22 protein-coding genes are annotated in these 23,013 nt (G+C 39.3%); 14 read left to right on the forward strand and 8 right to left on the reverse strand.

The genetic code is table 11. The annotated features are described in order from the left end of the window. Window positions 1-2: 2 nt before the first annotated feature. The 5 genes from AC4QJR_RS02875 to AC4QJR_RS02895 form a co-directional block, all read right to left on the reverse strand. Window positions 3-743: a sensor histidine kinase gene (locus AC4QJR_RS02875; RefSeq protein ID WP_496525206.1), complete on the reverse strand. Its 741-nt coding sequence runs from the start codon at window positions 741-743 to the stop codon at window positions 3-5. A 97-nt stretch (window positions 744-840) separates the two neighbouring features. Next, the gene (locus AC4QJR_RS02880; RefSeq protein ID WP_496525207.1) at window positions 841-1,836 is read right to left on the reverse strand and encodes an ABC transporter ATP-binding protein; all 996 of its coding nucleotides are present in this window, start codon (window positions 1,834-1,836) and stop codon (window positions 841-843) included. Then, the gene (locus AC4QJR_RS02885; RefSeq protein WP_496526603.1) at window positions 1,836-2,855 is read right to left on the reverse strand and encodes an ABC transporter ATP-binding protein; all 1,020 of its coding nucleotides are present in this window, start codon (window positions 2,853-2,855) and stop codon (window positions 1,836-1,838) included. Before AC4QJR_RS02885 ends, AC4QJR_RS02880 begins: the two co-directional genes overlap by 1 nt. Before the next feature lie 15 nt (window positions 2,856-2,870). Next, the gene (nikB, locus tag AC4QJR_RS02890) at window positions 2,871-3,791 is read right to left on the reverse strand and encodes a nickel ABC transporter permease (protein WP_496525208.1); all 921 of its coding nucleotides are present in this window, start codon (window positions 3,789-3,791) and stop codon (window positions 2,871-2,873) included. Between the two features lie 23 nt (window positions 3,792-3,814). Continuing rightward, window positions 3,815-4,717: an ABC transporter permease gene (locus AC4QJR_RS02895; RefSeq protein ID WP_496525209.1), complete on the reverse strand. Its 903-nt coding sequence runs from the start codon at window positions 4,715-4,717 to the stop codon at window positions 3,815-3,817. A gap of 293 nt (window positions 4,718-5,010) precedes the next feature. Between AC4QJR_RS02895 and AC4QJR_RS02900 the strand changes: the two genes are divergently transcribed. The 3 genes from AC4QJR_RS02900 (at window position 5,011) to AC4QJR_RS02910 (ending at window position 9,152) form a co-directional block, all read left to right on the forward strand. Next, window positions 5,011-6,588 carry a glutathione ABC transporter substrate-binding protein gene (locus AC4QJR_RS02900; RefSeq protein ID WP_496525210.1) on the forward strand — a complete coding sequence of 526 codons (1,578 nt, stop codon included), beginning with the start codon at window positions 5,011-5,013 and terminating at the stop codon, window positions 6,586-6,588. Window positions 6,589-6,671: 83 nt separating this feature from the next. After that, window positions 6,672-7,910 carry an amidohydrolase family protein gene (locus AC4QJR_RS02905; RefSeq protein ID WP_496525211.1) on the forward strand — a complete coding sequence of 413 codons (1,239 nt, stop codon included), beginning with the start codon at window positions 6,672-6,674 and terminating at the stop codon, window positions 7,908-7,910. A gap of 21 nt (window positions 7,911-7,931) precedes the next feature. Beyond that, entirely contained in the window at window positions 7,932-9,152 is a 1,221-nt protein-coding gene (locus tag AC4QJR_RS02910) for an amidohydrolase (RefSeq protein WP_496525212.1), read from the forward strand. Between the two features lie 133 nt (window positions 9,153-9,285). Here AC4QJR_RS02910 and AC4QJR_RS02915 read toward each other — a convergent pair whose 3' ends face one another. From AC4QJR_RS02915 to rpiB, 3 genes are all read right to left on the reverse strand, one after another. Next, window positions 9,286-10,122: a DUF2935 domain-containing protein gene (locus tag AC4QJR_RS02915; RefSeq protein WP_496525213.1), complete on the reverse strand. Its 837-nt coding sequence runs from the start codon at window positions 10,120-10,122 to the stop codon at window positions 9,286-9,288. A 150-nt stretch (window positions 10,123-10,272) separates the two neighbouring features. Beyond that, window positions 10,273-11,235 carry a class II fructose-bisphosphatase gene (gene glpX, locus AC4QJR_RS02920; protein WP_496525214.1) on the reverse strand — a complete coding sequence of 321 codons (963 nt, stop codon included), beginning with the start codon at window positions 11,233-11,235 and terminating at the stop codon, window positions 10,273-10,275. 54 nt (window positions 11,236-11,289) lie between these two features. Then, window positions 11,290-11,754, reverse strand: coding sequence for a ribose 5-phosphate isomerase B (rpiB, locus tag AC4QJR_RS02925; RefSeq protein WP_496525215.1), 465 nt, complete (start codon window positions 11,752-11,754; stop codon window positions 11,290-11,292). A 384-nt stretch (window positions 11,755-12,138) separates the two neighbouring features. Between rpiB and AC4QJR_RS02930 the strand changes: the two genes are divergently transcribed. The 11 genes from AC4QJR_RS02930 to AC4QJR_RS02980 all read left to right on the forward strand — a co-directional run bounded on the left by AC4QJR_RS02930 (window position 12,139) and on the right by AC4QJR_RS02980 (window position 22,898). Further along, on the forward strand, window positions 12,139-12,966 hold the full coding sequence (locus AC4QJR_RS02930; RefSeq protein ID WP_496525216.1) for a sugar phosphate isomerase/epimerase family protein: 828 nt from the start codon (window positions 12,139-12,141) through the stop codon (window positions 12,964-12,966). Continuing rightward, the gene (locus AC4QJR_RS02935) at window positions 12,966-13,865 is read left to right on the forward strand and encodes a sugar phosphate isomerase/epimerase family protein (protein WP_496525217.1); all 900 of its coding nucleotides are present in this window, start codon (window positions 12,966-12,968) and stop codon (window positions 13,863-13,865) included. Before AC4QJR_RS02930 ends, AC4QJR_RS02935 begins: the two co-directional genes overlap by 1 nt. Before the next feature lie 147 nt (window positions 13,866-14,012). Then, the gene (locus AC4QJR_RS02940; protein WP_098576096.1) at window positions 14,013-15,332 is read left to right on the forward strand and encodes an MFS transporter; all 1,320 of its coding nucleotides are present in this window, start codon (window positions 14,013-14,015) and stop codon (window positions 15,330-15,332) included. Window positions 15,333-15,543: 211 nt separating this feature from the next. Continuing rightward, the gene (locus AC4QJR_RS02945) at window positions 15,544-16,575 is read left to right on the forward strand and encodes a dihydroxyacetone kinase subunit DhaK (protein WP_098576095.1); all 1,032 of its coding nucleotides are present in this window, start codon (window positions 15,544-15,546) and stop codon (window positions 16,573-16,575) included. Continuing rightward, window positions 16,565-17,233: a dihydroxyacetone kinase subunit DhaL gene (dhaL, locus tag AC4QJR_RS02950; protein WP_098576094.1), complete on the forward strand. Its 669-nt coding sequence runs from the start codon at window positions 16,565-16,567 to the stop codon at window positions 17,231-17,233. Before AC4QJR_RS02945 ends, dhaL begins: the two co-directional genes overlap by 11 nt. Window positions 17,234-17,581: 348 nt before the next feature. After that, window positions 17,582-18,505 carry a dihydrodipicolinate synthase family protein gene (locus AC4QJR_RS02955; RefSeq protein WP_496525218.1) on the forward strand — a complete coding sequence of 308 codons (924 nt, stop codon included), beginning with the start codon at window positions 17,582-17,584 and terminating at the stop codon, window positions 18,503-18,505. A 75-nt stretch (window positions 18,506-18,580) separates the two neighbouring features. Then, entirely contained in the window at window positions 18,581-19,393 is an 813-nt protein-coding gene (locus AC4QJR_RS02960; protein ID WP_496525219.1) for a class I fructose-bisphosphate aldolase, read from the forward strand. A gap of 86 nt (window positions 19,394-19,479) precedes the next feature. After that, window positions 19,480-20,379, forward strand: a complete 900-nt coding sequence (locus AC4QJR_RS02965; RefSeq protein ID WP_496525220.1) for a sugar phosphate isomerase/epimerase family protein — start codon at window positions 19,480-19,482, stop codon at window positions 20,377-20,379. A gap of 47 nt (window positions 20,380-20,426) precedes the next feature. Next, the gene (locus AC4QJR_RS02970) at window positions 20,427-21,218 is read left to right on the forward strand and encodes a triose-phosphate isomerase (RefSeq protein WP_496525221.1); all 792 of its coding nucleotides are present in this window, start codon (window positions 20,427-20,429) and stop codon (window positions 21,216-21,218) included. 319 nt (window positions 21,219-21,537) lie between these two features. Further along, entirely contained in the window at window positions 21,538-22,323 is a 786-nt protein-coding gene (locus AC4QJR_RS02975; protein WP_496525222.1) for a DeoR/GlpR family DNA-binding transcription regulator, read from the forward strand. A 191-nt stretch (window positions 22,324-22,514) separates the two neighbouring features. Then, entirely contained in the window at window positions 22,515-22,898 is a 384-nt protein-coding gene (locus tag AC4QJR_RS02980; RefSeq protein WP_098576088.1) for a hypothetical protein, read from the forward strand. Window positions 22,899-23,013: the final 115 nt, after the last annotated feature.

The raw sequence follows: 23,013 nt of genomic DNA on the forward strand, positions 1-23,013 counted from the left end.
TCCTATCCTAGTACAAATGGGAAAACAGCTAAAACACTGGTGCCGTCTTCTGAAGGTATTAAGTTTACTGAAGTCTGATCTCCTGGAAAGAGAAGATCAAGTCTTTTGGCGATATTATCCAAACCAAGTCCATCTTTATGAGATTGGACCATCTGTCCTTCTAAGGCATTGTTCCAGACAGTTACATACACTTCCTTCTCGTTCTTTTCAATGATTATTTTTAAAAGAGCATCACCAATATGTCTGTCAAATGCATGCTTAAAGGCGTTCTCGACAAGCGTTTGAATTAAAAAAGGGATGATTACAGCCTGTCCTACTGTTGGATCCATGGATATTTCGTAATGAAGTCTGTCTCGAAACCTTATTTTTTGTATTTCCAAATAATAATTAACATAGGATAATTCATCATTAATAGTTATTAAAGGTGTATTTGTCTTATATTTAAACTTAAGCAATCGTGAAAGGGTCTCAATCGAGTGAATTAATTCTGTTTTTCTTTCTAATCTTGCTAGGCTTAAAATGGAATTTAATGTATTAAAGAGGAAATGCGGTTGGATTTCCTGATTTAATTGATTATAAAGGGCTGTTTGCAGTTCTTTCTCAAGAGCAATTTCTCGTGTTTGCTTTTCTAAAAGATCAATTCGTTTTTCAAATATAAACAAAAACAGCAAAGTAAATGCACCTAGTAATGGAGCTAAGACACATAACATAATGTAGATGGAGAAAGCTTCAATAGTAAGCATTAGACGAGATTCTCCTTTAGATGTGGAAAAAGGGAGTCTAGAAATACTCCCTTTATTAATATGATATTCTATAAAGTTTTTTATTTCTATTATAACTTTATTGCGAAAGTTGCTCTGCAAAATGGCAGCTGACAAAATGATTCACTGCTAATTCTCTTAAGGCAGGTTCCTCTAATTTACACTTCTCCGTCGCAAACGGACAGCGGGTATGGAAACGACATCCGCTGGGAGGGTCAATAGGGGAAGGCACATCTCCTTTTAAAATGATACGTTCCCTTTTTAGGACTGGATTAGGTACCGGAATTGATGATAACAATGCCTTTGTATATGGATGAAGCGGTGAATCGAATAGCTCCTTTTTGTCAGCAATCTCAACGATCTTTCCTAAATACATAACCATTACTCGGTCGGAGATATGCCTTACTACACTCAAATCATGTGAGATGAATAGAAAGGTAAGCTCAAACTGATTTTGTAATTTTTTTAATAGATTAAGAATTTGGGCTTGGATGGAAACATCCAATGCAGAAACTGCTTCGTCACAAATAATTAATTTTGGATTGACTGCAAGCGCACGGGCAATCCCAATTCGCTGACGCTGCCCTCCGCTAAATTCATGGGGATAGCGATCAAGTGCTTCTTGCGGTAAACCGACATATCCCAATAATTCCAGCATTCTTTCCATCCTTTTCGGTGTTTCGACAACATTTTGAATGGCCATTGCTTCATTTAGAAGCTGCTTTACCGTTTGCCGGGGGTTAAGGGAGGCAAAGGGATCTTGGAAAATCACTTGCAAGTCTCCTCTTAGCTTTCGCAACTCTTTATTATTGAGGCTTAGAATGTCTTTGCCGGAGTAATATACATTCCCGTCTGTTGGTTCATCGAGCCGTAAAATCGCTCGTCCTGTAGTTGATTTACCGCAGCCTGATTCCCCAACAATACTTAGTGTTTCTCCTTCGTAAAGGTAAAAAGAAACGTCATCAACTGCTTTTACAAATGCTTTAGGTTTAAAAATGGAGTCTGATTTAACAGGGAAGTATTGTTTCAAATGGTCCACTTTTAACAATACTTTTTTTTCAGTACCAATAACCATTAGTTAACAACCCCCTCTTTTTCCACATGGTTGGTCCATTCGTCAGTGTACATCCAACAACGAACTTTAACCCCATCATTTTGTTCTATTAAATCAGGCTTCTGCAAGTGACACAAAGGTTTTTGATAGGGGCACCTTGAAGCAAAACGGCAGCCTGCCGGTAAATTATACGGACTTGGTACACTCCCTTCGATCGTTTGCAATTGTTCTTGGTCCTCATGGATCTTCGGTAAAGAATTTAACAATCCTTGTGTATAAGGATGCTTTGGATCTGTAAAAATCTTTTCAGTTGGCGCATGTTCAATGATATTGCCGGCATACATAACGGCAACCTTATCACATGTTTCAGAAACAACCCCTAAATCATGTGTAATCATAATAACGCCCATACCTATCTTTTTTTGTAAATTTTTAATTAGCTCTAATATTTGAGCTTGAATGGTTACATCTAAGGCTGTTGTTGGTTCATCGGCAATTAACACTTCCGGAGTACAGGCAAGTGCCATCGCAATCATTACACGCTGGCGCATACCGCCGCTTAATTGAAAAGGTTCTTGTTTTGCCCTTTTTTCAGGAGAAGGTATTCCCACAAGTTTAAGCATTTCAACTGCCTTATTCCACGCTTCCTTTTTTCTCATTGTTTGATGCAATCTTAATGCTTCAGCAATTTGTTCTCCAACAGGAATGACAGGATTTAATGATGTCATCGGCTCTTGAAAAATCATCGAGATTTCGTTTCCGCGGATTTTCCGCATTTCATCCTCTGGAAGTGTGACTAAATCTTTCCCTTTATAAAGAACCTGCCCACCGGCAATTTTCCCCGGAGGAGAGGGGATTAGTCGTAATATGGAAAGCGATGTCATGCTTTTTCCACAGCCCGATTCTCCGACGATTCCTAACGTCTCTCCCTTTTGAAGGGTAAAGTCAATCCCGTCAACGGCTTTACTAATACCATGTTTTGTAGAGAAATGTGTTTTTAATCCCTTAACCTCTAAAATTGGACTATTTTTCTCGCTCATCATTATTCACCCCCGTTAATTTAGTTCAATTCGTTTATTAAAGAATCGGTAGAATACGTCCACGAATAAGTTCACAATCACAAAGATAAGTGAGGCGGCTAAAACTCCCCCTTGAACCACTGGTAAATCCCGCATGCGGATCGCATCAACAATCATTCTGCCAAGTCCATTAATCGCAAAGATGGATTCAACTAATACGGTTCCGCCAAGAAGAGCACCAAACTGTAGTCCAACAACCGTAATGACTGGAATTAAGGCATTTCGTAATGCGTGCTTATATATAATGACATGTTCACGGAGTCCTTTTGCTCGTGCAGTACGGATATAATCCTGCCTAATGACTTCAAGCATACTAGAACGAGTCATCCGAGCAACTATTGCTGCACCACCTGCTCCTAATGTTAGAGCAGGGAGGATGACGTGAAGGATACTATCCCAGCCTGCAACCGGAAGAATTTGTAGTTTTACGGAGAAGAAATACATCATCATTAAACCAAACCAAAAGCTCGGCAAGGAAATTCCAAGTAGGGCAACTAACATAACACTTGTATCTGTAAGTGAATAAGGTTTAATCGCTGAAATTATTCCCGCTGCCATTCCTAAAACGATGGTGATAAGGATACTAAAAAACGCTAACTCCATTGTAATGGGCAGTCTAACCATTATTTCATCAAGTACGGGCTGGCTATTCTTAAGTGAACTTCCCAAGTCTCCTTGAAAAACATTCAAAAGGTAGTCAAAATATTGCACCATTAATGGTCGGTTTAATCCTAATTGCTCGCGAATGGCATTAACTGTTTCTTTTGATGCTCCTTCCCCTGCAAGCAAAACAGCAGGATCACCAGGAACTAATTGCATGATAAAAAATACGACAAAAGTTACCCCAATTACGACTGGGATCGTTTGGATTAAACGGCGCAAAACAAACATCAACATTGTCTACTTACCTCCTTTAAAGGTTACTTTTTCATTCTTGGGTCAAAAGCATCGCGTAATCCATCACCAAAGATATTAAAACCTAAAACGAGGATAGAAATCGCTAAACCTGGGAAAATCGCAATGTATGGTGCAGAGAATAAGAAATCCCTTCCATTACTTAGCATCGTTCCCCACTCCGGAGAAGGGGGCTGTGCACCAAGACCTAGGAACGATAATCCGGCAGCTGATAAAATCGCCGTCGCAAGTCGTAAAGTTCCTTGGACAATAATTGGAGAAAGAATATTTGGTAAAATATGTCTAAAAATAATGGTAAAATCATTTGCGCCAAGCGACCGAATGGCGTCAATATATTCGAGACGTTTCACTTCTAACGTAGAACCGCGGACAATTCTGGCAAATAGAGGAACTGAAAATGCTCCAACCGCAATCGTAACATTAATCAGGCCAGGTCCTAGTGCACTGATGATGGCTAAAGCTAGTAAGATTCCAGGGAAGGCGAGCAAGACGTCCATCAATCGCATAATGAACGAATCAACCCATTTCCCATAATATCCGGCAACTAATCCGAAAATAATTCCGAAAAATGCGCCAAAAGCTACAGCAGCAAAACCCACTCCCATCGAGAGTCTTGAGCCAAATAGGATGCGGCTTAAAATATCTCTACCTTTATCATCGGTTCCCATCCAGTGTTCACTACTAGGCGGCAGTAATTTATCTTCTAATATAATTTTATAGGGATCGTATGGAGCTAGGAGCGGTGCAACTAATCCGATAAAAATGTAAAAAAGAATAATAATTGCACCGACCATCGCAGCTTTATTACCCATTAAAATAGAAAGGAAATCTTTCAATTTAGATTGTTTCGGCAGATTAATTGTTTGTGTAATTACGATTGGATTTTCAGTGTTCACTTCAACTGACATGTAAAACCCTCCTTATTTTAATTTTTTTGAAAGATAAGCTGTCATTTCTGGTAGATGTGGACCCCCTTCTAAACTTTCAAACTTTTTATAGATTATGTACAAATTATCAAAATTTAGTAAAAAGTAAATATTTTTTAAATAATGTGTCAATATAATTAAAATTTAAGTAAATATTCTGTAAATATTATTGTGAATTGTCTTTTATAATGCAGATATGTACCAGCGGAAGGATGGTGGATAATCGATTGAAAGGTCAGAATTTACAAAATAACATAATGGGGGAGCATGTAAAAATGGAGAGAAAAGCACGCAGTATTAATAAGAGTCTACTTTTTATTCTAATCGGCTTAATGATAATATTTGCTCAAGCTTGTTCAACAAAATCAACTTCTTCAAATGATTCAGCAAGCAAAAAGGAAGCAGCCAAACGAGGCGGTAAATTAACCGTTGTAAGGCTTTCTGATGCTACAAAACTGGATCCAGCTTTTATTACGGATATTCCTTCAGCGAATATCGTTTATCAAAAAGTTTATCAGACACTCATTGCGCCAGATAAGGACTTCAAAATTCAGCCACAGCTAGCGAAAGAATGGAATATCTTAAATGACACAACATGGGAATTTAAATTAGAAGAAGGCATTAAATTCCATGATGGAGCACCATTCAATGCTGAAGCTGTTAAAACCACATTTGATCGTATATTAGATCCGAAAACGGAATCACCGCAACGCGAGAAGTTCTCAATGATTAAGGAAATAAAAGTTGTCGATGATTATACCGTTCAATTATTACTTGAGTATCCTTATGCTCCACTGCTTTCTATTTTGGCCAGCCAAGAAGGTAGTATTATTAGTCCAAAAGCACTTAAAGAAAACCCGGAATCTTTATCACAACATCCAGTTGGTACAGGTCCATTCGTATTTGAATCATGGAAGACTGGACAAGAAATTTCATTGAAGAGAAATGAAAACTACTGGGGGAAGAAACCTAATATTGATAGGGTAGTATTCAAAGTTGTTCCTGAAGATGCAACCCGCCTAGCGATGATTGAAACAGGTGAGGCACATATTAATGATCAAGTTCCTGTAACTGAGATTGAGCGTATTGAAGCATCCGACAAAATGGGACTCTATCGTACAGAAGGACTAGCCGTTGAATATCTTGGATTTAACACAAAGAAAAAACCGTTTGATGATGTAAGAGTCCGTAAGGCAATCAGCCACGGCATTGAAAGAGAAGCCATTATTAAAGGTGTTTATAATAACGTTGGAACTCTTGCTAATGTGGCGATGAGTCCAAAGGTGCTTGGATACAGTGATAAGGTTAAAGCCTATGATTATGATTTAAATGAAGCAAAGAAATTGTTAAAAGAAGCTGGCTATGAAAAAGGATTAAATATCACTTTATTAACCAGTGACCGAAAAGAACGGATTAACATGGCTGAAGTGATGCAATCACAATTAAAAGGGATTGGAATAAATGTAAAAATCCAGGTAATGGAATATGGTGCGTACATTGACATGATTGAAAAAGGTGAGCACGATATGGCTATTGGTGGATGGGGAAATGCAACAGGCGACGGGGATTACAACCAGTATAACTTATTCCATTCAGCATCACAGGGAGCTGCAGGGAACCATTTCTACTATAGTAATCCAGATGTAGATAAAATGATTGAATCGGCACGAAAAGAAACAGATGAGCAAAAACGATTAAAACTATATGAAGAAGTAATGCAAAAAGAGATTGACGATGCCGTATATGTTCCCATTCGAAATTATGAACATTTGGCTGCCTATAGTAAAAATGTAAGTGGTTTTTGGTTAAATGCTGCCAACTATCTAATGATTGATGATGTGGTAATTGAATAAGGAACTTTATGAATAAAGTTCATGGGGGAAAAGTACTTTTGATAAAAAGTACTTTTCCTAGTTCAACTTAGGAGGGAATAGGAATGACAATTTATTGGTTAACAAATGTCCGTTTAGAAAAAGGTTTCATTTATGAAAAGGATCGAATTGTCGCAACCGAGACAGAAATTTGCCACTTGAAAATTGAAGGAGATAAAATTACTGAAATTACAAATGAAATTCCAAATACAATTGCTAATCAGTACGATGCTCATGGTCAGCTACTCCTGCCATCCTTAAGAGATATGCATATTCATATCGATAAAACCTATTATGGCGGACCATGGAAAGCATGTACTCCTCTCACAAAAGGTATTTTTACTAGATTAGAAGAAGAAAAAGAATTGTTGCCCAAGCTCCTGCCGACTGCCCAGGAGCGCGCAGAGAAAATGATTGAATTATTGATTAAAAACGGCCACACACATATTCGCACTCATTGTAATGTTGACCCTGTGATAGGACTTAAAAATCTTGAGGTAACCGTCAATGCCTTGAAGAAATATGAGGATGTTCTTACCTATGAGATTGTTGCTTTTCCACAGCATGGTTTATTGAAAAGTGACTCAGTTCAGCTCATTCGTGATGCGATGAAGAATGGCGCGACATTAGTTGGAGGTGTCGACCCTGCGACGGTGGATCGGAACATTGAAAAATCCTTAAACACTATTTTTGATATTGCGGTTGAAAACAATAAGGGTGTAGATATTCATTTACACGATCCGAATACATTAGGGGCATTTACATTTGAACGCATGGCTTATTATACAAAGGAATCTGGACTTAAGGGTAGAGCAACGATTAGCCATGGGATTGCATTAGGTGACCTGGATGGTGTGGAGCTTAATGAAATTACTGCAATTCTAAAAGAGCAAGAAATGGATGTTACCACTACTGTTCCTATAAATCGGGCGACAATTCCGATACCAACTCTTGATAAACAAGGAATTCGAGTATCTGTTGGACATGACAGTATTACAGACCATTGGTCTCCCTTTGGAACTGGAAACACGATTCAAAAGCTTGGGGTTCTTGCTGAAAGGTTCCGCTTGAGTGACGAATATTCTTTAACTACTGCACTTAAGTACGGAACAGGCGGTGTAACACCACTGAATGAAAAAGGTGAGCGTGTCTGGCCAAAGGTTGGTGATGATGCAACGATGATGCTGGTAAAGGCAACTTGTTCAGCAGAAGCAGTCGCAAGAAGGGCAACGGTAGAAGCATTGTTTTTCAAAGGGAAAAAGGTTGAGAGTAAACTAGAAGATACAGACCTAGTGCGTGTTTAAACTTATAAAGGAGGAGAAAGAATGACTACCTCATATTGGTTGACGAATATTCGGTTAGAGACTGGCTATATTCAGGATGAAAAAGGAGTTTATGAAACAAAGACAGAACTTTTCCATTTGAAAATTCAGGGTGGGGAAATTATTGAAAAACAACCGCAGAGTTTCAGCATTCCATCTGGTGAGAATACTGTTGACGGTAAATGTAGTTTGGCAATACCTGCTTTTAAAGAAATGCACAATCATTTGGATAAAACCTATCTTACACTTGATTGGAAGTCTCCGATCCCTGCAAAAAACTTGAAGGACCGATTACGTATGGAGGCTATGGAGCTGGAGGAATTAGCGCCAACAACCAAACAGCGTGCTAGTGCCATGATTGACTTACTGCTTTCACGTGGATCTACACACATTCGGACACATGTAAATATTGACCCTTATATTGGTTTGAAAAACTTAGAGGGTGTAAAATCAGCGTTGGAGGATTACTCGGATAAGCTAACCTACGAAATTGTTGCCTTCCCGCAGCATGGCTTATTAACAGAAAATGTTATTCCACTCATGAAAGAGGCAATGAGAACAGGTGCTCAATTAGTTGGTGGGTTAGACCCAGCTGGAATTGATCGTAATATCGAAAAATCACTCTATGAGGTAATGAATCTAGCGACAGAATTTGATGCAGATATTGATATCCATTTACATGACAGAGGGAATGTGGGCTTTTATACAGTAGACAAATTGGCAGAAATGGTAGATGCAGCGAAATGGCACAACCGCGTGGCTGTAAGCCATGCATTTAGTCTAGGAGAAGTGACAGTCCCACAACAAGAAGAAATCGCAGCAAAAATGAGCAAGTTAGGAATGTCGCTTATGTCTACGATTCCAATTACAAGTACTTTGCCGCCAATTGAGTTACTCGATCAAAATGGAGTTAATGTTTATTTAGGATGTGATGGTTTTTATGACTCCTGGGGGCCATATGGTACAGGGGATGTTTTAGAAAAGGTAACTCGATATAGTGAGTTGTACCGGAAAAGTGATGAACGTTCATTAGCTCAGACACTAAAGTATGCTACTGGGGGACCTACTCCATTAACGAAAGACGGTGAAGTAGCTTGGCCGCTGGCAGGTGATAAAGCAAATCTTGTTCTTGTAAATGCCTCATGTTCAGCTGAAGCCGTTGCAAGAACACCCGAGCGCGAAGCAGTTATTTTTAATGGAAAAGTTGTATTTGGAAATCTGTAAACATTGTGTTTTAGAACTTAATAGTTTTGAAGCGAAAAAACAGTGCAAATTCGCAATGAATTAGCACTGTTTTTTTATAAAATATTAATTAATATTAATGGCTAATAAAATGGCCAAATGATTCACTTCTATTCTATCCTCTGACGCTTGTTAGATGAGCATCAAACATATCAATTATTTCTAAGAATCTATCAGCTTCACGGTAAACATGATCTGCTAATAGCGGATGAATGATACTCTTTATTTTACATTGTTCAATTAAATCACGAGCGGTTTTCTTGAAGTCCCTTAGAGAGGAAACCGACACACGATTTTGATCAAGGAATTGATCTAACATAGGAACGGTTTGAGATTGTGGCTTCATAGAATCTAAGTCTCTTGCTTGATACAGCAATTGATCAAAATCATTACTGAAATCACGCGCTACATCAACTAGTTTCCTTTCTGACGGATCAAGGAGATGACCAATAAATTTGGCATGGTCTGCCATAATCCTTAAGAAGAAAACATTTTCTTTAATAATTGCATCTGGAAGCGATTGTAATTTCCCTTCATTTAATTCAATTAAGCGCTTTCTAAAATAATTTGCTTCCCGACTGGTATGATCAACTAATAGAGGGAAATTATTTGCTCCTGGCATTTTACATGTGAGAATTAATCCTAGGATCTTTCGTTTAAATACAAAAATATTGCCTGCCGCTTGCTGGACTTCTGTATTAAATCGTCTTATTTGTTCAGGATCGGTTTGATTGTTAAAGGAATGTGCTCTTTGTTCGATGTTTTCAAATATTCGGTAGAATTGATTGGCCTCCTGGATTAGTTGTGTGTCGTCTGCTCTAAAACCTAATCGAAGAAATAAAGAGTGCTCTTTCATAATCCTGGCCCAAAAACGTATTTCATTTAATGATCGCTCAACAAATAATCTGGATGTAACACCTGTATCAGGATGTAAGCCTTCACCACTATGCATTACGACCCTCCTAATAAATATACTACTGTCGTAATATACTTATTAACTTATCCATTAAAAAATTCCATCAAAAAATAAAGCTATAATTTTTCATGTATAAGCTGCTGGAGAATGTATCTTCATAATTCTATTGAAGATAATTAGTGCACATTAATAAAAAGCCGCATTGATATATTGGGAGTTTCTCGTTTCACCGCCAATGGTAACTAGTGAGTGGGTGAGCATTGTCCCGTTATCCTTTTTCTTTACCCCGTTCAGCAGAACCCCATTGGTGATTCCTGTGGCGACGAAGAAACAGTCATCCGTTTTGACAATCTCATCTATGGTTAAGGGCTTTTCGGGATGTAAAATTCCCATATTCATACATCGATTCCATTCAGCCTTATCTTGGGGAAGAAGTTTCGCTTGGAAGTCACCTCCAAGGCATTTTAAGGCAGTGGCAGCAATGACTCCCTCTGGCGCACCGCCCGTTCCTACTAATAGGTCAACATCAACTTCATCTAAAGCGGTTCCAATGGCCCCTGTAATATCCACATCTGAAAATAACTTCAATCGGGCACCAGCTGATATGACTTCATTCATTAGTTCTTCATGCCGCGGCCGGTCCTGAATCATGACAGTTAATTCCTTTACATCCTTTCCAAGTGCGTTCGCCACAGCTTTGATATTTTCTGTTAGCGGTAACTCGATATCAATGCAGCCTTTTGCTTTCGGACCAACAGCGATCTTTTTCATGTACATATCCGGGGCATGCAGCAGACTTCCTCGCTTAGCAACAGCAATGACTGCAAGTGAATTTTCTTGCCCCTTTGCCAGGAATGTTGTTCCCTCGATAGGATCGACAGCGATATCAACAAATGGCCCCGTTCCAGTTCCGAGTTTTTCATCAATGTATAACATAGGGGCTTCATCCATTTCACCTTCACCGATAACAATGGTTCCTTGCATATCAATTAGGTTCATGCGGTCTCGCATTGCAGTTGTCCCAGCTCCATCCGCAATGATTTTATTCCTTTTACCGATCCAAGGGTATGCAGCAATCGCTGCTTGTTGTGAGACTGCAAGGAAATCCATCACTAGCCCAATCGTACAGGGCTGACTTTTTGTCTGCATCGTGTTTTCCTCCTCTTAGTAATAAGTGAGTCCACAAGTCTAAGAGAAGCTAGCTTAGCTGCATGAACCGTTAAGTAGGTATTCCTTTTCTTGGTCCATGATTTGATCAATTTTTCTTGCGGAATTACCACCTTGAAAGGAAACACTTAGGTAAGCTGAGACCACTTTTTTAGCAAGTTCTACACCGATAACCTTTGCTCCGATGGTCATGATTTGTGCGTTGTTGCTAAGCTGTGCGCGTTCTGCTGAGTAAACATCATGGCATTGGGCAGAGCGAATTCCCGGAACTTTATTAGCTGCAATGGACATTCCAATCCCGGTTCCACAGAAGAGAATGCCTCGTTCTAGTTGGTTGGCTTTGATATCAGTTGCTACCTTAAAGGCTACGCCAGGATAATCGACTTCATCTTCTGAATAGCATCCATAATCGACAACCTCATGCCCTAAACTACTAATATATGACTTTATTTCTTCTTTCATTTGAAAAGCATTGTGATCTGAACCAATTCCAATTTTCATAATTATCACTCCAATTTAATTTATTAGTCATATTCTTTCATTTATTTTCGTTTGTGTCAATGTTTTTCTTGGTAATCGAAAAATAATGAAAACAAATGATTGTGTTAATTACTTTCATGACAGATTACTAAATCGGTGTATTATATGAAAGAAATGAAATAAACAGGAGTTAGTTGGATTTTTACTACTTTTTTAGATTTTTTCTTTCGTTTGTTTTCAAATAAAAAATATTTTTATAAAAACAATTGACAAAACAAAAACAAATGATAATATTCTAAATAGACAAACAACTTGTTTGCTTATTACCTTTTGCAAACATTTGCTGAGTTATGAAAAATTTCGCAGTATGAAGTAGTTTAATTTTAATTAAGGGGGAAATCGAAAATGACGATTAAGTTTGGATGTCACGGATCAACATGGGTACTAGATTATGATGAAAAAGTAGATTGCTTGGATCATATGATTGATACAGTGAAGAAAGCTGGATTCAAGGGGATTGACGTTCAATATGCTTTATTGGGGAAATATAATGAAGCACCTGAAAAACTAAAAGAAAAACTAGATAGCTTGGATCTTGAATTAGTAGCAATTACCTTGCCGTTCAGCTGGGAAAGTGACACAGAATCGGAAGAAGAAAAGCAGCGGGCCGATTATTATATTAACTATCTAAAACACTTCCCGAATGCAAAATTAAATTTACCTGCACGAGTGGGGCCAAATCGCGACAATCTATTAAAACGTCAACGAGATATTATAAGCTGTGTGAATGCAGTAAGTAAACGTGCGGTAGAAAATGGCATCGTTGCGGTGTTTCATCCACATTCTCCGGCAACTTCTTATTTCAGAACAGAAAGCGATTACAACCTTCTTTTTGAGGAATTAGATACAAGATATGTAGCGTACACACCAGATGTTGGCCACATTGCAGCTGGAGGAATGGACCCAGTCGAAGTGGTTAAAAAGTATTTACCAATTATCAAACATGTTCATTTTAAAGATTGTTCAAAAAGCTTTGAGTGGAAAAAGATGGGCACCGGTGATATCGACTTTCCTGCCATTGTTCAATCATTAGTTGATTATGGATATGACGGCTGGATTATGGTTGAGGAAGAAACAGAAGAAACGAAAACAAATGCTGATCAATGCATCTATGATATTAGTAAATATGTAGATGAAAAATTAAAGCCTATTGTTAACGGAGTAAGAATTTAATGAGTAACCGAATTATCCCATCGCTGCTCGTCACGGAAGTGTTTTTCCCGGTAAAAGATGAAAAAGGTTTCGCTGCAAATGTAGTTGAAAACCTAGGTTCTCAAGGCTTCTATCGTTCGTTTGAAATTGGTTATGGCTATGACCAAGAGGATCGAAAAAGAATTTTGCGGGCTAAGGAACAAAATAACTTATCAATCTTGCAGTGGTTAACATTCTTGACATATCAGACAGATCTCAATGTGTCCTCCCTAGATACTAGCTTAAGAGAAAAAACCGTTAAAAAGATAAAAGAAAGCCTATATTTGGCAGCGGAGTGCGGTGTTTCTACGGTTGCATTTGTCCCTGGTCCAGATCCAGGTGTTCAGTTCCGCAAGCAGGGACTAGAGGCTTTTTATGAAAGTCTATGTGAAATCTGCGAGGAAGCGGCCACGTTTAATATGCATGTTTCGATAGAAGCGATGGATCGCGAAGTACATAAAAAGCGAGTATTAGGTCTTACCAGTGAAGCTGTTCCTATCATTTCAAAGGTGAGGGAAAAATACTCGAATGTGGGTCTCGTCTTTGATACAGCCCATGTGGCGCTTAATCGTGAAGATATTTTTACCTCATTAGAATTGGCAAAAACAACCATGGATCGTCTGCATTTTGCGAATGTCGTCCTAGACCCAGAAAGCCCTTTATATGGAGATAACCATATGCCAATCGGTGAACCAGGTTTTCTTACGATTGAAAAGATGTCGCGCATCTTGCAAAAAGCCGATGAACTAGGTATCCAGGCAGAAAAAGGTTTACCTGTAGCAATAGAAGTGCAAGGCAGAGATAAGATTGATTATTTTGCGAATGAGAGAACGATCCGGGCCGCATTGGAGAGTGCGATTAACTTAGTCGGAAGTAAATAAACTTTTATGAAGACCCTCCGCAAGTATTATTTTAGCATCACTACCCTTTCTTCCTGATAAGAACGGGGTAGATTTTTTAGCCATCTATGTAAGCGCTATCTATAGTTATTTATAAACACTAATAAAAATAGGTATAGGAGGAATAACATGAAAACAGAACAAGCGCTTCAGACGGATTTCCCGGTCAAGGCAGCGAAACCAAAAAAGAATTTCCGTTGGACCGTTGTTATTTGGCTATTAATCGGTGGAATTATTAACTATTTAGACCGAACCAATCTTTCCATTGCAGCACCGGCGATGGTTGAAGATTTAAACCTAAATATGACGCATATCGGTCTATTAGGAACGATCTTTTCTTGGACATATGCTTGTATGCAGCTTCCTTCTGGCTGGTTAATTGATAAATTCGGAGCAAAGCGAATTTACTCGATTGCTGTTCTATGGTGGAGTATTGCAACTGCTTTAACAGGAGCATGTAACAAGCTGCTTACCTTAGTTGGAGCAAGGTTCTTACTTGGAGTCGGGGAAGCGCCATGTATGCCTTCTAATGCTAAGATTACTGCCCAATGGTTCCCTAAGAGTGAACGGGGATTAGCAACTGGGTTTTGGGATGCCTCATCAAAGGTTGGTCCTGCTATTGCACCACCTATTTTAGTGGCTATTCAGGTTGCATTTGGCTGGCGTGCATTATTCTTCATTACTGGTGCAGTTGGTATTGTCTTTGTCCTTTTATTTATGAAATTCTACAAAACACCTGATAAGAGTAAGCTTCTTTCTAAAGAGGAATATGATTATATTAAGGCTGAAGGCGGCGCAAGCAATGATACCGTTGAATCAACCAATATCAAATGGAGAGAGTTATTTAAGTATAGAAGTGTCTGGGGAATGATCGGCGGCTTCTTCTGTACGATTTGGATTTGGAATATTTTCCTTACGTTCTTACCTTTATATCTATTAAAAACACAAGATATTACCTTTAAAGAACTCGGTATTTATGCGGCTATTCCATATTTCGGAGGGATTGTCGGAAACTTAGGCGGCGGTTACATCACAAAGGTGTTAGCGGATAAAGGAATTTGTTCTCCAATTAACGCGAAACGTGGTCTGATTGCGATCAGTGCACTTTTAGCTGCTGCGTTTGTTATTGCACTTCCATTTGTACATGGGTTAGGGATCACGATTACTTTGATGACTTTAGCACTTTGTGTGGTTTCAGCGATTACTGGCAGTGCATGGGCATTGTCTGGTGACGTAGCACCTCCTGCCATGGTTGGATCTGTCGGTGCGATCCAGAACTTCGGTGGATACTTCGGTGGAGCATTTGCGCCATTAGTAACAGGTATCATTTTAGATGCAACAGGTTCTTATTCCATAGCCTTTATTTCCGGTGGGGTTATAGCTGGATTTGCAGCCTTCTTCTATTGGTTTGTTGTAAAAGAGCCAATTAAACCAGCCAAGGCTGCATAATAGATGAAAAATAAGAGGGCTGCTAATCCGTGGCCCTCTTATTCTTTGAAGAAATGTGGATTTTTGTCGAAATAAGATAGAAAATTTAACCTATTTTTAATAAAATGAAAATTGACACAATAAAAATAGAGAGTTATGATTATAAATGAAAACAAATAAAAATAAACGAAAATATAATAAGTTTTGTTTTTAATAGAAAGGGGAGTTTAGTTTGAAGAAGATTATTAACCAACCCGAACGCGTAGTTGAAGAAACAATTGAGGGATTTTTAGCAGCTTATAAAAGTACTTATCAAAAAGTTGAAAATGTAAACGGAATCATTCGCCGGAATCTCAAGGATAAAGTGGCGATCGTTACTGGTGGCGGCAGCGGCCACGAACCATTGTTTTTGGGGCTGATGGGAGAAGGACTAGCTGATGGGGTCACATTGGGGAATGTTTTTGCAGCTCCGCCGCCAACGAATGTATTTGAAGTAGCGAAGGCAGTGGATTCTGGCAAGGGAGTTCTATTTATCTACGGAAACTATTCTGGCGATGTATTAAACTTCGGCATGGCAGAAGAATTACTAGAAATGGAAGATATTCAGACAAAGACAGTCCTCGTAACCGATGACGTAGCATCCGCTCCTGTTGAACGAAAAGGAGATCGCCGGGGGATTGCCGGAGATATTTTCGTCGTTAAGATTGCTGGGGCTGCGGCAGAAAAAGGATTGTCATTAGAAGAAGTTACACAAGTAACCCAGAAAGCGAATGACCATACGTTCTCCATTGGTGTTGCCTTAGCTCCAGGATCGATTCCCGGTGCGGTAGAGCTGCCATACACACTAGGTGACGATGAAATTGAGATTGGCATGGGCATCCACGGGGAGCCGGGAATGGAACGCACGAAAATGATGCCTGCTGATGAGTTAACAGATAAGTTATTGGCAAAGCTTCTTGAGGAAAGCAATATTGAGGCTGGCGATGAAGTGGCTGTATTAGTGAATGGCCTCGGGTCCACAACACTAATGGAACTATTAATCATAAACCGCAGAGTGGCACAAATTTTAGAAGAAAAAGAGATTAAAGCGTATGACATGGATGTAAATAGCTATTGTACAACACAAGAAATGGCTGGATTCTCAATCACTTTACTGAAGTTGGATGATGAATTAAAAGATTTATATAATGCACCTGCAGATTCACCGTATTACAAAAAAGGATTAATACCTGCAAAAATCGGAGGGAACGTTTATGCCAAATAGTGTCCAAGAGGTTAAGTTGAATGCTGAACAAGTTAAGAATATGTTCTTGTATGTTGGTGAGCAAGTAATTGAGAACAAACCGTTTTTAACCAAAATTGATAGCGCTATTGGTGATGGAGATCATGGAATTGGCATGGCAGTTGGATTTACAAAGGCAGAAGAAAATTTGACCAAAAAAGAGTTTACAACTATCAATGACGTCTTTAAAACAATAGGTATGTCGATGATTGCGAATATGGGCGGGGCTTCTGGTGTTATTTTTGGAACATTGTTTACTGGCGGTGTGAAAGGTCTTGAACCACAAGAGGAACTGTCCCTGCCGCTATTAGCGCAAATTCTTGAAGGATCCGTGAAATCTATTAAAGAACGCGGGAAGGCTGAATTAGGAGATAAAACGATGATTGACGCACTAGAGCCTGCCGTGGACGGACTTAAACTAAGTGTGGAAGCAAATCATAGTTTACTAGAAGGACTTGCCCTTGCTGAAAAACATGCAGCAGGCGGTGTAGAAAAGTCGAAGCAATATGTCGCGAAGTTTGGCAGGGCAAAATCACTTGGCGAACGAGCAATCGGTCACCAAGATGCCGGAGCAACAACCGTCTGGATCATGTTCAAATCAATGAGAGAATGGGTCGAGAAAGCCGCCGTTCAACAATAAAGTTGGTATTAATAAAAAGCCTGTGTTAAAGCTTATTGTTAATTTTGGCACCCTGGTGACCTTCGTTCCAGGCACGAAGACTCCTGCGGGAGGACGGGGCAGGGGAGACCCCGCAGGAGCGCAGCGACGAGGAGAAAGAAATGCGGAAGCGCCTTGTTAAGCCCCGACAAGCGCTGGAGGGCCTGACGTTGAAGTCGTTCTTTGACTTCAGCGGCAGGACCGAAGCGACCTCGAGGGGCTAGGCGCTGTAGCTGGACAGGCTCCCCGGACCGCCCGCGGAAAGCGAAGTGCCTGGAACGGAAATCAACAGGCATGTATAACAGAGTTGAATAAACAGGAGGAGTTGTCATGACAACGAAAAAATTCCAGGGAGTTATTCCACCAGTATCAATTATTGTTGATGAACAAGGCAGACTTGATAAAAAAGGAATGGCAACTGTTATTGATTTCTTAATTAAAGCTGGTGTGGATGGTCTGTTCTTTTTAGGAACAGGCGGCGAATTTTCACAAATGTCTGTGGAAGAACGCAAAGAAGTAGCTTCGTTCACAACCGAATATGTAAACGGCAGGGTGCCAGTTTTAATTGGTACAGGAAGCACGAATACACGTGAAGTCGTGCTGCTCAGTCAACATGCCGAATCAGTAGGAGCAGATGCGGTAGTGGTCATCAACCCTTACTTTTGGAATTTAACTGAAGAAAACTTATTTGCTCATTATAGTGAAATTGCCAATTCTGTTAACTTACCGATTTTACTTTACAATTTCCCAACCATGACAGGACAGGATTTAACTCCGGAATTTGTCCTTAAATTGGTTGATGCACATGAGAATATCGTTGGAATCAAGGAAACAGTTGAAAGTGTTTCACATATTCGCGACATGATTTTAACCGTGAAAGGGAAACATCCGGATTTTGTGGTGTTCTCTGGTTTTGACGATCATTTCCTACAAACCTTGACTCTTGGCGGTGATGGTGCGATTAGTGCTTCTGTTAATTTCGCTCCGGAATTAGCGCTTGGTGTTTACAAGGGGTTCAAAGAGAACCGTATTGATGAAGCAGTATCATTCCACCAACGAATGGCCGTATTGCCAACTATGTACAAACTTGATTCACCGTTTGTAAGTGTGGTAAAGGAAGCCATGAAATTGAGGGGATTGGATATTTCCACGAACGTTCTAGCACCAGCAAGGTCATTAAGTGCTGAAAAGATTGAGGAGCTTAAAAAGATTCTCGTTCAAGCTGACCTATTAGAAAGTGCACCAGTTAAATAATTTAGAAGAAAAGATCTCCACCGTGGGATCTTTTTTACAAGGTTTAGAGATGTGAACAAAGAAAGGGAGCCGGTTATGTCCAAAACAAGAAGGATGTCACGCATTTTTTCAAATGATGGTAAATCAATTACGCTGGCATTGGATGGATACTATTTCTCCACCAAGACAGCAGGAATTGATCAAACGATTGCCCTTTTGCCACAGCTGATTGAGAACGGGCTTGATGCTGTCATTGTTACATATGGAATGGCAAAATTATACGCTGAGTCCTTTAAGGACGTTGGGTTGGTTGTCCGTGCTGACTTATCTACCAGCGTATTTGATGCTCGGATTCCCCAGACTACAGACATTCTTTCGGTTGAAGATGCACTAAAGCTTGGGGCAGACAGTGTTATTTCGATGACTTTCCCCGGTGCGGATGGTGAAACGGCCTCACACAAAATGGCCTGGGAACTTGCCAAAGCGGCAGATAATTGGAATGTTCCATATATGTGTGAGACGCTGCCGTATAGCTATCATGTGACAAGCCCTGAATCCAATCAAATCGAGACGATTGCCGCAGCAGCACGGATCGGGACAGAGCTGGGGGCAGATATTATTAAGACTAGATTAACTGGAGACCCTGCTGATGTGAAAATCATCGAAGCCGCCAAACGTCCCATTCTTGTGTTAGGGGGACCAAAAACGGAGAATATCCTTGATTACTTCAATTATGTAAAACATTGTATGGATGTTGGCGCAAAAGGTGTGGCTGTTGGTCGGAATATTACCCTGGATGAAAATCCAATTGGTGTCGTGGCGGGGTTAAATAAAATTATTCATCAAAATGGAACGCCCGCAGATGCTTACCAAAGCTATCAATCTAGCTTTGCTCTGCTGCAAGCCTAAAACATAGGATGGCTAAGTCATTTAACTGATTGCTAGGAATAACAAGTGAAGCATTTGATAACCTATCGATAAAGGAGAAATGTAAAATGAGTACCCGGTTTATTCCATCCCTGCTTGTCCCTGAGATTTATTTTCCAATGCAGCAAGAAAAGGATTTCACTGTCAATTTGCTAGAAAAAATGGCTGTTGATGGTTTTTATCGTTCGTATGAAATAGCAGACGGGCAAAACCACCAAGAGAGAAAACGTATTCTGGCCTTAAAGGAACAATACAACTTTCAACTAACACAATGGTTAACCTTTTTAATAGATAAAAACAAGCTGGATGTTTCCTCGTTGGATTCACAATTGCGCTCTGAATCCGTTCGTCAGATTAAAGAGAATATCTATTTGGCTGCAGAGTGCGGGGCAAGCAATATTGCCTTTGTTCCAGGTCCAGATCCAGGCCCAGAGCGTCGACTTGAAGCGATGGAAGGCTTTTATGAAGCTTTATGTGATATTTGCGAGGAAGCCAGCAAATATCGAATGAATGTGTTGGTCGAACATTTGGATCGCTTTGCCCATAAAAAACGTCTGATTGGTCCAATGAGTGATACAGTTGAATTGCTTTCAAGTGTGGCTAAAAAGCACAGCAATATTGGTTTAGCTTTTGATACCGCGCATGCTGCCTTAAATAAGGAAGACATTTCGGAGGCATTAGAACTAGCAAAAGCACAGATTCATCAGATTCATTTTTCCAATGCGGTGGTCGATCCGAACAGTGAATTATATGGGGATTTCCATATGCCTATTGGAGAACCAGGCTTCTTAACTATTGAGAAAATCAGTGATATTTTAAGAAAAGCTGACGAACTAAGTCTCCAATCCGAACATGGGCTCCGTGTCGCTGTGGAAGTAAGAGGGAAAGATAAGGACAATTACCAAGAGAATGAAACAATCATCCGGTCAATTTTAGAAAAAGCATTAAATTTAGTAGCCAGTAGATAATGATAGAATCAACAAGAAAAGATTGGACGAGGGAGGTAGGTTTCTAGATGAATAAGATTTGGATCGGGACTAATTGGAAGATGACAAAGACCATCGCAGAAGGAATCGACTTTACGAAAGGACTTAGACAGATTTCAAAAGCGATCACTTCGAATCTCCAATTATTTATTATTCCTTCTCATACATCCCTTCTTCCTATTAAAGAGATAACCGCTGGTTCCGATATTTATTTGGGGGCCCAAAACATGCATTGGGAAGATAGTGGTGCATTTACAGGAGAGATTTCTCCGCGAATGCTAACTGAAATTGGCATTGATATGATTGAGCTTGGCCATTCGGAACGCAGACAATATTTTAATGAAACGGATGCAGCGATTAATAAAAAAGTTCATGCTGCCTTACGCTATTCAATGAAGCCTCTGATTTGCATTGGAGAAAACATAGAGCAGAAGAAACAGCAGATTTCGAAAGAAACATTGGCAGCACAGCTCAAGGTTTGCCTGCAGGGAGTATCCAGGGAACAGGCAAAGGAGGTTCTGGTCGCTTATGAACCTGTCTGGGCGATTGGCGAGCAAGGCGTTCCTGCAGATGCCGGGTATGTTTCTGAAATCCATGACTTTCTTCGACATACATTAGAAGGGCTTTTTGAAGAAGTTGGCCGTGAAATACCGATTTTGTATGGTGGCAGTGTGAATCATGATAATTTTCTTGAATATATCGATTTAGAAAATGTGAATGGACTCTTTATTGGCAGAGCTGCTTGGAACATCGACAGTTTCCAAGTCATTCTAAAGCAACTTGAATTACATCTAGACAGTGAAGCAAGTCAAGTCCTATGATTGAATCTCCTCTTTAGTAGGAAGAGAAGCGAAGTCTTCTCTCTACTTCGGAGGGGACTTTTTTTTCCGATTTTATTGGTTATTTTACTAAGAAGTATGAAATTTTGTTTTCCTTTATTTTCAAATATATTTAATTACCGCGGTAAAGCAAAATAAAACAAAATAAAGTGAAAGTAGATTTAAATGAAAAAAATAAATATTTTAGCATATTCGGTGATTAAACAGGACTTTTTAGCCATTTAGCTATATAATATGAGTAAATATATTATTTCGGTAGAATGTTTAGTAAACTTTCGAAAATAAATGAAAGGGTGGAACTATGTTCGCAGATCAACGCAGAAATTTAATAATTGAATTACTGACAGAAAAGGGAGTCGTAACTGTAAATGATTTGACCGGTTTGCTTAATATTTCTGCAGCCACCATACGATCGGATTTAAACCAAATGGAGAAACAAGGCTTGCTTTTACGTACACATGGCGGGGCGATGCTGAAAGCGGAAGAAACTAATAAAGAATCGGATCAACTTGAAAAAAACTATGAAATTCGCGAAAAGAAATTCCGCGCGGAAAAACAAAGGATCGGTAAGAGTGCGCTTAAGTATATACAAGAGGGGCAATGTATTCTTTTAGATGCGAGTACAACCTGTTTCGAACTAGCCAAATTTTTGTGTGACACAAAAAAGAGATTAACAGTTGTTACAAGTGGAATTGCAACAGCGGCGATGTTAAAAGAGAATCCATATTTAACCGTCATTATCATTGGCGGAATTGTTAGGAACAATTCTAATTCCATCGAAGGGTTATTAGGGGAGGAGCTATTACGGAAAATTAATATTGATATTTTATTCACATCTGCCCACGCTTTTAATATTCGCGATGGCCTCTCTGATTTTAGCTTATATGAAGTAGAATTAAAAAAGGTCATGGTTTCCGTTGCGAATAAAGTCATTGGATTGCTGGATCATAGTAAAGTTGACAAAAGTTCCATTGCAACGTTTGCGCGTCCTAATGAAATCGACATTTTTATTACGGATGAACCTGTTTCTGAAGAAATAAGTTATTTTTTCACTTCCAATGGAATTGAACTGGAACTTGCAGAATAAGGCATAATAATCAAATGTTAAAGTTAAGACAAGGGCAGAACTGCTCTTGTCTTCTTGGGTTTTTTTGAAATAGGTAGAAGGATCTTTCTATATTAATAATTAATTAGGGAATCATATACAAAAGTGCGATGAAACCTTATGGGGATTTGTTCGTATAAATATAACAAAGGTTAAAAGGAGAGGTACGTGTAATGTTTTTAGAAGAACTAGAGAAAAGGGAAAAAATCGCATTTCTTGAATTGGCTGCAATGATTGCCAGAATTGATGGCAAATTATCCATATATGAAAATTCCTTGCTAAAAAAGTATCAAAGGGAAATGGAGCTGGACGATTATGAGCTCGAGGGGCTCTCTATAGAAGAAATTTTAACCGAATTTAAAAGTGAACGCTCTAAATATATCGTCTTAACCGAAATCTTTCAGCTTATTTATTCTGATGGAGTTTTTCACGATCATGAAAGCGAATTTGTCCATATTATTAAGAGGCACTTTGGATTCGATGCAAGTGAATTTGGAACGTTCAAGGATTGGGTTGAGAAAATAAAAGAATTATCGGTAACAAAGCGAGAGCGTTAGAATACCCTTAATTGAGTACATGATCACTTTAGAAAAAATACAATGGCCCCTATCCTTATTGGACTAGGGGCCGTTTATGCTTTAATTGTTATTCCTCTTCTGTATAAGCTTCCGT

The organism is Neobacillus sp. BP17 (assembly GCF_059579525.1).